The 12,443-nt window shown below is 61.8% G+C and carries 9 protein-coding genes and 1 tRNA gene; 3 read left to right on the plus strand and 7 right to left on the minus strand.

Annotation, left to right across the window (positions count from 1 at the left end; genetic code table 11):
* Positions 1-97 precede the first annotated feature (97 nt).
* Together leuB and LHL23_RS04925 are read left to right on the plus strand one after the other, a co-directional pair.
* A complete protein-coding gene (gene leuB / locus LHL23_RS04920; protein WP_226429018.1) occupies positions 98-1,201 on the plus strand; it encodes a 3-isopropylmalate dehydrogenase in 1,104 nt (367 codons plus the stop codon).
* 174 nt (positions 1,202-1,375) lie between these two features.
* A tRNA-Pro gene (locus LHL23_RS04925) sits at positions 1,376-1,452 on the plus strand.
* 93 nt (positions 1,453-1,545) lie between these two features.
* Here LHL23_RS04925 and LHL23_RS04930 read toward each other — a convergent pair.
* From LHL23_RS04930 to LHL23_RS04960, 7 genes are all read right to left on the minus strand, one after another.
* Positions 1,546-2,745, minus strand: a complete 1,200-nt coding sequence (locus LHL23_RS04930) for a PAS domain-containing sensor histidine kinase (RefSeq protein ID WP_226429019.1) — start codon at positions 2,743-2,745, stop codon at positions 1,546-1,548.
* 124 nt (positions 2,746-2,869) lie between these two features.
* The gene (locus LHL23_RS04935; RefSeq protein ID WP_226429020.1) at positions 2,870-3,790 is read right to left on the minus strand and encodes a LysR family transcriptional regulator; all 921 of its coding nucleotides are present in this window, start codon (positions 3,788-3,790) and stop codon (positions 2,870-2,872) included.
* A gap of 14 nt (positions 3,791-3,804) precedes the next feature.
* Positions 3,805-4,848: an ABC transporter ATP-binding protein gene (locus LHL23_RS04940; RefSeq protein ID WP_222478976.1), complete on the minus strand. Its 1,044-nt coding sequence runs from the start codon at positions 4,846-4,848 to the stop codon at positions 3,805-3,807.
* On the minus strand, positions 4,845-5,840 hold the full coding sequence (locus LHL23_RS04945) for an ABC transporter ATP-binding protein (RefSeq protein WP_222478974.1): 996 nt from the start codon (positions 5,838-5,840) through the stop codon (positions 4,845-4,847). Before LHL23_RS04945 ends, LHL23_RS04940 begins: the two co-directional genes overlap by 4 nt.
* A gap of 4 nt (positions 5,841-5,844) precedes the next feature.
* Positions 5,845-6,795, minus strand: coding sequence for an ABC transporter permease (locus LHL23_RS04950; RefSeq protein ID WP_226429021.1), 951 nt, complete (start codon positions 6,793-6,795; stop codon positions 5,845-5,847).
* Positions 6,792-7,772: an ABC transporter permease gene (locus LHL23_RS04955; RefSeq protein ID WP_222478968.1), complete on the minus strand. Its 981-nt coding sequence runs from the start codon at positions 7,770-7,772 to the stop codon at positions 6,792-6,794. Before LHL23_RS04955 ends, LHL23_RS04950 begins: the two co-directional genes overlap by 4 nt.
* Positions 7,773-7,917: 145 nt before the next feature.
* Entirely contained in the window at positions 7,918-9,477 is a 1,560-nt protein-coding gene (locus tag LHL23_RS04960; protein WP_226429022.1) for an ABC transporter substrate-binding protein, read from the minus strand.
* 632 nt (positions 9,478-10,109) lie between these two features.
* Between LHL23_RS04960 and LHL23_RS04965 the strand changes: the two genes are divergently transcribed.
* Positions 10,110-12,434, plus strand: a complete 2,325-nt coding sequence (locus tag LHL23_RS04965; RefSeq protein ID WP_226429023.1) for an alginate lyase family protein — start codon at positions 10,110-10,112, stop codon at positions 12,432-12,434.
* Positions 12,435-12,443 lie beyond the last annotated feature (9 nt).

The following is a 12,443-nucleotide window of genomic DNA, read 5'->3' on the forward strand; positions in this document are numbered from 1 at the left end:
CAAATCCCCATCTTTCCCCTTTATTTCCAAGGGCCGTTATTGACCCTGCCCCGCGGTCCCGCTACGCCCTTGCCAGCTGTTTTTTTGGAGGATCCCCATGCCCAACCCATCGATTCTGATTCTGCCCGGCGACGGGATCGGCCCCGAAGTCATGACCGAGGTGCGCAAGATCATCACCTGGTTCGGTGACAAGCGCGGTCTGCAGTTCGATGTGAGCGAGGATCTGGTCGGCGGCGCCGCCTATGACAAGCACGGCAAGCCGCTGGCGGATGAGACCATGGCCAAGGCCCAGGAAGTCGACGCCGTTCTTCTGGGCGCCGTTGGCGGCCCGGCCTATGACAACCTGGATTTCTCCGTGAAGCCCGAGCGCGGCCTCCTGCGCCTGCGCAAGGAGATGGACCTCTACTCCAACCTGCGCCCGGCGCAGTGCTTTGACGCGCTGGCGGATTTCTCCTCGCTGAAGAAGGACATCGTCGCGGGCCTCGACATCATGATCGTGCGCGAGCTGACCTCCGGCGTCTACTTCGGCGAGCCGCGCGGCATCTTCGAGGAAGGCAACGAGCGCGTCGGCATCAACACCCAGCGCTACACCGAGAGCGAGATCGAGCGTGCCGCCCGCTCCGCGTTCGAGCTGGCAATGCGCCGCAACAAGAAGGTCTGCTCGATGGAGAAGGCCAACGTGATGGAATCCGGCATCCTGTGGCGCGAGGTGGTGACCCGCGTGGCAGCAGATTACCCGGAAGTCGAGCTGAGCCACATGTACGCCGACAACGGCGCCATGCAGCTGGTGCGCGCGCCCAAGCAGTTCGACGTCATCCTGACCGACAACCTGTTCGGCGACATCCTGTCCGACTGCGCGGCAATGCTGACCGGCTCGCTTGGCATGCTGCCCTCCGCTTCGCTCGGCGCGCCGATGGACAACGGCCGCCCCAAGGCGCTCTATGAACCCGTGCACGGCTCCGCCCCCGACATCGCGGGCCAGGGCAAGGCCAACCCGATCGCCTGCATCCTGAGCTTTGCGATGGCGCTGCGCTACAGCTTCGACCAGGGCGCCGAGGCCGACCGCCTGGAAGCCGCGGTCGAGAAGGTGCTGGCCGATGGCGTGCGCACTGCGGACCTGCTGGCGAGCGAAGGCGTGGAGCCTGTCTCCACCAGCCAGATGGGCGACGCGGTGGTTGCCGCCCTGGACGCAAGTCTTTGATTTAAGGCCGCAAATCTGCATGATCGCAAAGCCCCGCCCGGTCTCCGGCGCGGGGCTTTTTCATGGCGCCCGGATGCCGGCTTGCACGGCAAAAAAGAATTCTCAAAAACCGCATCTTTCTGTGGAATCGCCCTTGTCAAACCCCGCGCCCTGGGCTATTTCGCCCTCCACGGTCGGAGTGTAGCTCAGCCTGGTAGAGCACTGTCTTCGGGAGGCAGGGGTCGGAGGTTCGAATCCTCTCACTCCGACCAATAAAACAAGGCGCCTTCGGGCGCCTTTTTTGTTGGCCGGTTCATTTGGCCGCAAGGGACAATCAGGTTCAGGCCAAATTCTGGCCCAAGCAGTCAGCCGGCTGCCATGCCGCTGTCCGGTTCCGGCAGTTGCAAACGGATCCCCAGATTGAACCCTTCCGGCGGATTGTCCAGAATGGACATACTGCCGCCCATAAGCTCCGCCAGTTCGTCGCAGATCGACAGGCCCAGGCCGGAACCGCCCTTGTGCTGGGAAACGGCGTTTTCGAGCTGAGTGAACCGTTCGAAAGCCTTGCCGCTGTCCTCTGCTGCTATGCCGGGACCAGTGTCGAGAACAGTGATGCTGATCGGACAGGCCGCCGCTTTGTCATGCTCCAGTGCTATGGAGACGCTCCCCTTGGGAGTGAATTTCACCGCATTGTCGATCAGGTTGTTCACGATCTGGGTGACCTTCGGGAGATCAAGAACCAGCTGTTCCGGCACATTAGCTGCCGTAGACACCCAGGTGCGCAATGGCTTGCCGTAACGGCTGGCGCTGGCCTCAAGCGCGTCCTGCCATTGTACGGCCAGGCCTGCGGTTTCCACAGGTTTGGGGCTGAACTCCACCGCATCGGAATCAATCCGTGCGGCTTCCAGCACGTTGACCAGCTGGGTCATCAGCATTTCGGCGGCCCGGTGCCCGACATCCGCCCGCTCCCGGGTTTTCTCTGAGGCGGTTTCATCGCTCTTGATCAGATGCAGCAAGCCAAGGATCACATTCAACGGCGTGCGGATTTCGTGGCTCATGGTTGCCAAGAAGGCGGTGCGGGCCTCTACGGCAGAGTTGGCCCGCGTCACCTCCGCGGCCAGTCCGGTAATTGCTGCGGCCAGTTCCGCTTCCCGCGTCTTCAGCTCCGTCAGATCGTTATGTGCCCCCAGCATCCGCACCGGTTTGCCCGTCTCATCCCGGATCGCCAAGCCGCGGCAGCGCACCGTGACCATATGGCCATCGGCATGGCGGTAGCGGACGATCTGGTCATAGGGGTGTTCCGGGTCCTCCAGGTGCTTGTGGAAATTCTCAAGCGCCAGCGCCAGATCGTCGGGGTGAATCAGATCCTGCCACTCGGATGCAAAGTGCTGCTTTGTCTCCGGGTCCAGCCCGAACAGGCGCCAGAATTCCGGGCTCATCCATTCGTGTTCCGGCTTTTCCAGGTCCCAGTACCACAGGCCGTCCAGCGAGCCGATCTGCAGAAAATCGAAGATGGCGTCATCATGCTTGACCAGATCATACAACTCGCGTTTGAGATAATGCATTTCCGCCTGCCCTTCCGGCCATGAAGCACTGCAGCGCCAATATGCGCCCTCCCCTAAGCATTGGCAGATTTATGGAAAGCGCGCCAGTTCAATCAGCGGGCGACTACCAGGCAGGATGCCCGCTTCAGGCCGCTTTCATCGCCGAGCGCTTGAGCTGCTTCCACAGCACATCCAGCGTCTGCTTGGTGCTGCGCGGGTCGCGGTACAGGCGGATTTCGAGGTCGGTGCCCAGCCGCTCGTCCACAATTGCGAACCGGCCGGAGGCGATTTCCTGGCGGCACAGGCTTAGCGGCAGCCAGCCCATGCCGAACCCCTCCTGGATCATCGCCTTGACGCTGTTGGCCAGCGCGTTCTGGTTGACGACAAACACCTTTTGCCCGGACAAGAGCTGGGTCAGGGCAAACTCCTGCACCGAGCGCAGCGCCGACACCGCGCCATAAGACAAGAGCGGCACCGCCTCCTTGCCGCCCGTCTTGAAGCCGAACTCAGCCGTGCCGTCCGGGGTGGTGCGCGAGACCGGCACATACCGGTCGGTGGACAGCGTCAGATACTCGAAATTGGCGACCTCCAAAGGCCCCAGAAAGTCCATCGACGGGTGCCAGTAGGTCAGGATCACGTCGCAATAGCCCTGCTGCAGCGCACTGACGAACTGGTCGGCGGCCCAAGAGGTGGAGTTGAGATCGGTATCCACCCCGCCCTCGCTGGCCAAGGGCGCAATCAGAGCCTTGTAATGGGTCATGTAGAGCGACTGCGAGGCGGCGAAGCGGATCACGTTCTCGCCTGCCGCATCGATGGTCTGGCAGCGCTCGATGGTTTCCTCGTAGGTGCGCAGCATGATGCGCGACTGCGACAGGAACACCTCCCCCGCCGGGGTCAGTGTCAGCGGCAACGTCTCGCGGTTGATCAGCCGCACGCCGATCTCATTCTCCAGCGCCCGGATCCGGCGCGAAAAGGCCGGCTGGCTGACATTGCGCTCTTCGGCCGCGCGCGAGAAATTCTTGCACGCGACCAAAGCCTCGAAATCCTTGAGCCAGATGATATCCAACTGGGCGTCCCGTCCTAGCCGGCGGCCACCGCATCCAGCCTGTCTTCTTCGACGGCGTGGCACGCAACGGTGCTTCCGTCTGGCTGGTGAATGGCCTTGGGCTTTTCACTCTTGCATCGTGCGTCCGCAAAGGCGCAGCGGCTTTGGAACGGGCAGCCTGTGGGCAGGTTGATCGGCGTCGGAATCTCGCCCTTGAGGCGGATATGGTTCGGCCGGTCGTCCTTCAGCTGCGGCACCGCGGACAGCAAGGCCCGAGTATAGGGGTGTTTGGGGCTGGAGAACAATGTCCGGGTGTCCGCAACCTCGCAGACCGACCCAAGGTAAAGAACCGCAACCCGGGTGCCGAAGTGCTCCACCACGCTCAGATCGTGGGTGATGAACAGATAGGTGAGGCCGCGGCTTTCCTTGGCTTCCAGCATCAGGTTCAGCACCTGCGCCTGAATCGACACGTCCAGCGCGCTGATCGGCTCGTCGGCGATGATGAATTCCGGGTCCACCGTCAGGGCGCGGGCAATGGCGATCCGCTGTCGCTGGCCGCCGGAAAATTCGTGCGGATAGCGTTTGGCCCAGCTGGGGTCGACACCCACCGACAGCATCACCTCGGTCACCTTGTCGCGCACTTCTGCTGCCGACGCACTCGGGTAATGGTGGCGCACCGGCTCCTCCAGCGCCTGCCGGATGGTCATGCGCGGGTTGAGCGAGGCATAGGGGTTCTGGAAGATCATCTGGATCTTCTTGCGCAACGGCTGCATGTCGCCGCGCGACAGGTTGTCGATGCGCTGGCCGCCATAGTGGATCTCGCCCGCGGTCGGGGTCAGCAGGCCCGCCACCAGGCGGGCGACAGTGGATTTGCCGCAGCCCGACTCACCCACCACGCACAGCGCCTCGCCGCGGTTGGCCTCCAGCGAGATGTTGTTCACCGCATGGACAGATCGGCTTTCGCGCACGAATTTGCCCTGCTTGAACTTGAGCGTTTCCAGGAAGCCCTGATCAAGATCGAACCGTTTTTCCAGGTTCTTGATCTCCAAGAGCGGGCGGTCTGTCTTTGCGTCACTCATGCCCGTGCCTCCTGACGGTCTTCATCGCTGTTCAGGCGCTGCACCTCATGGCAGGCCACTTCGACCTCGCCATAGTGCACGGTTTCCGGCACCCGGCTGCGGCAAAGGTCGGTGGCGTATTTGCAGCGCGGGTTGAAGGCGCAGCCGGCGGGAATGCTGGCCAGCCCCGGCATGTTGCCCGGAATCTGCTTCAGCCGCTGGCCCGGCACCGTCTGTTGCGGCAGCGCGTTGATCAGGCCCTGGGTATAGGGGTGCTGCGGGTCGTTGATGATCTCGCGGGTGCGCCCGGATTCGATGATCCGGCCCGCATACATCACCAGCGTGCGCTCGGTCATCTGGCTGACGACGCCCAAGTCGTGGGTGATCAGGATCAGCCCCACCTGGTTGGACTGGCACAGCTCCAGCATCAGCTCCATGATGTCGGCCTGGATGGTCACGTCCAGCGCGGTGGTCGGTTCATCCGCGATGATCAGCTGCGGATCAAGCAACAGCGCAATCGCGATGATGATCCGCTGCCGCATGCCGCCCGACAGCTCGTGCGGGTATTGTTCCAGCCGCTCCTCCGGCGACGGAATATAGACCTCGCGCAGCTTGACGATGGCGATCTGGCGCGCCTCCTCGCGGCTCAGCTTGCGGTGCGCCATCAGCGTCTCGATCATCTGCTGGCCGATGGTCAGCACCGGATTCAGGGTCACCATCGGATCCTGAAAGATCATCGCCATCCGGTTGCCGCGCAGATTGCGCAGGCGCTTGTCGTTCATCTGAACGACATCCTCGCCGTTGAACAGGATCTGGCCGCTGTCGATATAGCCCGGTCGGCTCAGCAGGTTCATCAGCGAGAACCCGGTGATCGACTTGCCAGCGCCGCTTTCGCCGACAATGCCCAGACGCTCGCCCTTGGCCAGGTCAAAGGAAATGCCGTTGAGGGCGGTGACCGTCTGGTCGCGCATGGCGAATTTGACGGTGAGGTCGCGAACGGAAAGAAGGCTCATCGCGTTACCCCTTGTAGAGTTTCGGGTTCAGGACGTCGCGCATCCAGTCGCCCAGCAGGTTGATGACAAGGACCAGCACCACCAGCACCACCCCGGGAATGGCGGTGATCCACCAGCTGCCGGAGAAGATGTAGTCGAAGCCGGAGGAGATCAGCGAGCCCAGCGACGGCTGGCTCGGCGGCATGCCCAGGCCCAGGAAGCTGAGCGAAGCCTCCGAGATGATCGCATTGGCGACCTGCACGGTGGAGATCACGAAAATCGGCGACAGCGAGTTCGGCAGGATGTGCCGCACCATGATCCGCATCGGGCCAAAGCCCAGCACCCGGGCGCTGTCGACATATTCCTTCTTCTTCTCGGCCAGAACGGTGGCGCGCACGGTGCGGGCGTATTGCGGCCATTCTGCCACCCCGATCACCGCGATCAGGAAGATCACCGCATACTGGTTGAAGGTGTCGGAGCCGAACATCGCCTGCGTCACCGCCAGGAAGATGATTGCCACCATCAGGGTGGAGAACGACAGCTGGATATCCGCAAGCCGCATCAGCAGGCTGTCCAGGCGGCCGCCAACGTAACCCGCGATCAGGCCGATGGAGATGCCGAGGAAGGCTTGCAGCGCCACAGCGCAGATGCCGATCAGCAGAGACAGCCGGGTGCCATAGAGGATGGTGGACCACAGGTCGCGGCCCTGATCGTCGGTGCCCAGCACGAACTCCGGCAGCGATCCGCTGACCCAGGCCGGCGGGTATTCCGAGTTCATGATGTCGATCTGCGCCGGATCGTACGGGTTATAGGGGGCAATTACCGGCGCCAGGAAGGACGCGGCCGCAATCACCAGGAAAACGATCATGCTGACCACCGCCACCGGGTTGCGGCGGAAGCTGTAGCCCATGTTGGAGTTCCAGGCCTTGGACCAGCGCGACGGTTCGGATTTCGGGGAAAGCGTTTCGGTGCTCATGCGCCCATCCTCGCAATATTCACGGTCGGGTTCACCAGGCCATAGATCAGGTCGACGATGGTGTTGGTGACCACAAAGATGAAGCCGACAACAATTAGGTAGGCCACGATCAGCGGGGTGTCGACGCGGTTCACCGCCTCAAGGAACATGAAGCCCATGCCCGGCCACTGGAACACCGTCTCGGTCAGAATGGTGTAGGCCACCATGGTGCCGATCTGAACGCCGCCCACGGTGATCACCGGCAGGAGCGTGTTCTTCAGCGCGTGCACAAAGTAGATGCGCCACGGGTTAATGCCCTTGGCCTTGGCGTATTTGACGTATTCGGACTGCAGCACTTCCATCATCTCGGCCCGGATCAGGCGGACGAACAGCGGCAGCATGATGGAGGCCAGCGCAATCGAGGGCAGGATAATGTGCATCCAGCCGTCAGCGGTGGCAAAGTTGGTCTCCCAATAGCCCCAGACATGCACGGTGTCGCCGCGCCCGTAGGAGGGGAACCAGCCGTATTCCACCGAAAACACAAAGATCATCAGGATGGCGGTCAGGAACACCGGGATCGAGATGCCGACGATCGACAGGCCCATGATGATGCGGCTCAGGATGCTGTCCGGCTTGATCGCGGTATAGACGCCCAGCGGCACGGAGAAGCCGACGATGATCAGCGTGGCGCCGAATACCAGCTCCAGCGTCGCGGGCAGCTTCTTCAGGATCACGTCCAGCGCCGGTTCCTTGAAGAAATAGGAGGTGCCCAGGTCGCCCTGCAGAGCATTGCCCGCAAACCGCAGGTATTGCGTCAAGAAGCTGTCGTTCAGCCCCAGCTCATCGCGCAGCTGCTGGCGCACTTCTTCCGAAACCGACTGCCCGACCAGCTCGCGCAGCGGATCGCCCAGGTTGCCCTGGATGGCAAAGGCAATCAGCGAGATGACGAACATCACCGCAACCGCCTGGATGACTCGCTTCGCGAGATAGGCAAACATCGTCCTGACCTTTGTAGAGTTTAATGACAGAGCAGGCTCGGGCATCCCGGCGGGGCGCGGATCCTGCAGGTGCAGCCTTGGCGGCCGCTTGTTATTCGAAAGGTCCGGGCCGGCCGGGGGGGACCGGCCCGGAAGTATTCAGTGCTTAGCTGCCGGTCTCGACAACCAGGTCACCGAAGTAGGGGAAGTTCAGCGCGTTCACGATCTCCGCGGCGTTCATGCCGGACTTGGCGCCCCAGGCCAGGTTCTGCCAGTGCAGCGGGATGAAGGCCGCTTCTTCATACAGGATGCCTTCCAGCTTCTGCAGCAGCTCCGCACGCTTGGCCGGATCGGTTTCCGCGTTGGCCTGGTTCATCAGCTTGTCGGCTTCCTCGTTGCAGTAGTTGCCGGAGTTGTACTGGCCGTTGCCGGTTGCTTCATCCGGGCAGGCGGTCAGGAACTGGTGGAAGTTGGCGGAGTCTTCGGTATCCGCGTGCCAGCCGATCATCATCATGTCCGCTGCGCGCTCGTCGAAGGTCGGCCAGTACTGCGCCTTGGGCATGGTCTGCAGGTCAACCTTGATGTTGATCTGAGCCAGCATCGAAGCCACCGCCTGGGCGATCTTGTCGTCGTTCACATAGCGGTTGTTTGGCGCCATCATGGTGATCGAGAAACCGTCGGCATAGCCTGCTTCGGCCATCAGTGCCTTGGCTTTTTCCAGATCGTAGCGCGGGGCCAGATCTTCGCTGTAGCCCAGGTAGCCGGCCGGGCTGGCCTGGCCGCCCACGGTGCCGAAGCCGCGCATGATGCGGTCAACGATGCCTGCGTTGTTCACGGCATAGTCGATGGCCTGGCGGACACGGGCGTCCTTGAAGGCCTCGACGCGGTTCTGGTTCATCTGAAAAGTGATGATGCGGGTGCCGGGCATGGTGATCAGATCAACGCCATCGGCCTCTTCCACGCGCTTCAGGTCGGTCGGCGGAACCGGCGCGATGAAGTCCACATCGCCGGACAGCAGGGCCGCCACGCGGGTCGGGTCTTCCTTGATCGGGGTCAGCACGATCTTGTCGACGTTGCCTGCGTCAGCGTCCCAGTAGCCGTCAAAGCGGTCGAACACCACGCGCACGCCCTGCTCGCGCTCAGAGACGACAAACGGGCCGGTGCCGGAGACGTTGCGGGAGGCAAAGCTGTCGCCGTGCTTGACGATCTCGGACTTGTCTTTGCCGCCATCGGTGGTGCCGGTGTAGAACGCGCTGTCCATCGGGAAGATGTAGGTCGCGGTATGCAGAACCAGCGGATAGGGCTCGGAAGTCTTCAGGTCGAAGGTCATGTCGTCGATGACTTCGATGTCGGTGAACGGTGCGAAAATCGCCTTGAAGTCGTCGCTTTCCTTCAGCCGGTCAAAGGTCCAGTCCACGTCATTGGCGGTCAGCGCATTGCCGCTGTGGAAGGTGACACCGCTGCGCAGCTTGAAGCGCATGGTGGTTGCATCGATCTGCTCCCAGCTTTCGGCCAGGCGCGCTTCGAACTGCAGGTCCTGGGTCCAGCGCACCAGCGGGTCAAAGACCATGTGCGACAGTTGCAGCGTGCCGCCGGACAGCTGCTCGTGCGGATCCAGCGAGACCGGGTCAGCGTCATAGGCGACGCGCACGGTGGTTTCGGCATAGGCAACCGGTGCCATCGCCACCACCGCAGCAGCCGCCAGGCTTCTGACAAATTTCGTCATTAGGCATACTCCCCTGTGATTATGCCGCAAACGCTAGCCTGCGGCGCCGGAACTGTGAAATGCCGATATCGCATAGGGTATGCAGGTTGCACATCAGGGCTATGCACTCCGGGAATATCTGTTCTCCTTCAGCGGCTTATCGTGCACCCACGCCTCTTTGCAGCAGCCCCGCCCTTCAAGCACCGCAATCACAGACGCCCTGAGCAGCGGTTCAGGGCTGCTACGGAATCGGAGTGAAACCGCCCGCGAAAGGTCCCGTCCGTCCGGTTGGACCGAGGCCGGGGCGGGTGGCACAAGCCGTTGAAAGAGCCGGGACCAGCGGACACGGCAAACCGGCTGTTAGGCCCACGCCGCCGGGCCCCGGTTTGTGGTCCAAAGCACGAAAAGGGCGTCCCGTTACCGACCACCCCAGGCAGACTGCGTGTCACGATTGCAACCTCTGGCAATAAAGCGGCCATTGCTCGGTTTGTTGCCGGTCAAGACCGGACCGAGGGCTGTTCAGCAAAGCCGGTTGTCTTTATAGGCCTGCCTGAGGAATCCACACGGGCATTCCTCGAACGGAACACTGCGCCGCCAGCAAGTGTTTTCAAGACAGGCGCTACCAAAGGGGTAAATCAGTGGCAGGCATACGATTGGCCGAAGCAGAAAAGCAAATCATGCATGTTGATCGCCGCCGGCGGCGGAAATACGTGCGTAACCGCATCTTGGTGCTCCTGTCACCAGTGCTGCTGCTCCTGTCTCCCGTTCTTTTGCCTGTCTACTTCTTCTGGCGCAAAGGCCGTTCGAAAAAGAAAGCAAATCTGTCCCCCAAACGACTGCCTTATCTTGGTTCAATTTCCGGCTCCCTTTCGGCGGTTCCGAAGCCGGAAGCCGATGCCGCTGCCGAGGCCAGTATGGATGCCATGCCGGACACTTTTGCTCTGTGCCGGATCATCGGCAACGACCTGGTTCCGCGCCACCGGGCCGGGCAATCACTTGAGAACGTGAAATTCATTCTCGAAAATGAGCCGGAGTTTGAGGGCTGCACGAAACTTTGGCTGCTCAACCGGATCTTTGATCCGGAAAACGAAGCGCGCCTGATTGAGCTGCTCGAGAGCCATGGCCAGAAATACGAGCGCCTGCCTTTTGATCAGGACGCTTACATGCGCACCGGCTTCGACTTCGAAACATTTGATGCACCGATGGCGTTTGCCGACGGCAGCCTGGACTCCCTGGAGGCAACGCAGCGCATTTCGGCACAGGTTCAGGCTTACAGGGCAAAGAACAACTACGTCATGCACAACAACGGCGCCCGTAACGCCGCGCTCGAGATGTGTATCCGCAGCGGTGAAAAATGGGCGCTGCCCTTTGACGGCAATTGCTACTTCACCCAAGCCGCCTTTTCGGCCTTGAAGGGCGACATTCTGAGCAACCGTGAGAACCGGTATTTCGTGGTCCCCATGGCCCGGATGACGGACAACGCCGATTTGCTGGATCCGGACCACGTGCCAAATGCAGTTGAAGAGCCGCAGATTGCCTTCCGCTGCGATGCGCCGCTTCGGTTTGACGAGGCGCATCCTTACGGGCGCCGCCCCAAGGTTGAACTGCTTCTGCATCTGGGGGTCCCCGGCCCGTGGGAGAGGTGGCTCCTGGAGTCTTTCGACACGCCGCCTCGCCCGGTTCACTCCGAAGGGCACCGGGCTGGACGGGCCGGATGGGTAGCGCGGTTGTTTTCCGGGCAGGCAAGCTTGGAAAAAGAAGGCAAGAAGAGCCTGAAGAACCGCGGGCTTGCCCGGTCAGAGGCCATTCAGGCGACGCTGGATATGCTGGAAGCCCGGTCGGTCGCCCCGCATTTGACATCCGGTGAGCCAGTCTTCTTCGATACTGGCCGGATTGAGGCACTGTCCGGGACCGCCGCGGACCCACTGCATGCCGCCATCATCTCTGCTGCGGAAGAAGCCCTGACGCGCGGGCCGTTTTCGGTCACTGACAAGCCGGAGCCAGGCCCCAGCGGCGACCTGCATGACTATTTCCACCCGGCGCCCTATTGGTGGCCGGACCCCAAAAAGAAGGACGGGCTGCCCTACATCAAGCGCGACGGCGAACGCGTGCCCGGCACCCTGCTCTACGAGGCTGAAAGCGACCGCTATGACCGGACTAGGCTGCAGCGCCTGTTCGATGACACAACTGCACTGGCGCTGGCCGGGTGTATCACTGGCGAGAACCGCTACCGCGAGCACGCAGAACGTTTGGTGCAGACCTGGTTTGTCGACGCCGGCACCAGAATGAACCCTAACCTGACCTATGCCCAGGTTTGCCTCGGCAGGAACGGAAACAAGGGACAGACGCACGGCCTGATCGAAACCAAGGATTTCTACTTCTTCCTCGATGCACTGCGCCTGCTGGACAATCCAAAACTTACTGACGCTGTGAAACCCTGGTTCCGGGAATTCCATCAGTGGTTCGCTACGAGCGAGCAAGGCATTGGCGAGCGGAAAGCCGCCAACAATCATGGCACCTGCTTTGACTTGCAGGACGCAGCGCTGTCAGCCTTCCTGGGCAATACAGAAAACCTGCAGGCAATAAACCTGCGGTCTCAGGCTAGGCTGCTTGGCTCAATCACGCCGGACGGTGTCCAGCCGCACGAAATGGATCGCACGCTGACTCAGCATTACTGCGCCTTTAACCTGCAAAGCTGGGTAAACCTGTTCACCCTGCTTGAAGGGACCGGATTGCGGCCCTGGGACAGCGAGGCCGGAGAACGCCTGGCTACCGGGCTGCGCCGCACGCTGAAGGAGTCCATCGACGGCTGGACCGCTCCGCAGATCAGCCCGTTTGAAGCAGCCCGTCTCGTCCCGCTTGACGCAGCTTTGAAGCAACGGACCGGAGAAAGCATGCTGGCGGAAGATACCGCGCCTGCCTGCTTCTTCCCTCACGACGGCATAGCGCCTTTCTGGCGCTTGACTGAAAATTCGTGAATAGTGCAT

It is taken from the genome of Leisingera sp. McT4-56, from assembly GCF_020514995.1.
GTDB classification, from domain to species: domain Bacteria; phylum Pseudomonadota; class Alphaproteobacteria; order Rhodobacterales; family Rhodobacteraceae; genus Leisingera; species Leisingera aquaemixtae_A.

What these genes read in the sequence shown, in the direction of transcription:
- LHL23_RS04940 (WP_222478976.1), bottom strand. Translation starts at nt 4,848, where the DNA reads ATGAGTGACGCAAAGACAGACCGCCCGCTCTTGGAGATCAAGAACCTG.
- LHL23_RS04950 (WP_226429021.1), bottom strand. Translation starts at nt 6,795, where the DNA reads ATGAGCACCGAAACGCTTTCCCCGAAATCCGAACCGTCGCGCTGGTCC.
- LHL23_RS04945 (WP_222478974.1), bottom strand. Translation starts at nt 5,840, where the DNA reads ATGAGCCTTCTTTCCGTTCGCGACCTCACCGTCAAATTCGCCATGCGC.
- LHL23_RS04930 (WP_226429019.1), bottom strand. Translation starts at nt 2,745, where the DNA reads ATGCATTATCTCAAACGCGAGTTGTATGATCTGGTCAAGCATGATGAC.
- leuB (WP_226429018.1), top strand. Translation starts at nt 98, where the DNA reads ATGCCCAACCCATCGATTCTGATTCTGCCCGGCGACGGGATCGGCCCC.
- LHL23_RS04955 (WP_222478968.1), bottom strand. Translation starts at nt 7,772, where the DNA reads ATGTTTGCCTATCTCGCGAAGCGAGTCATCCAGGCGGTTGCGGTGATG.
- LHL23_RS04960 (WP_226429022.1), bottom strand. Translation starts at nt 9,477, where the DNA reads ATGACGAAATTTGTCAGAAGCCTGGCGGCTGCTGCGGTGGTGGCGATG.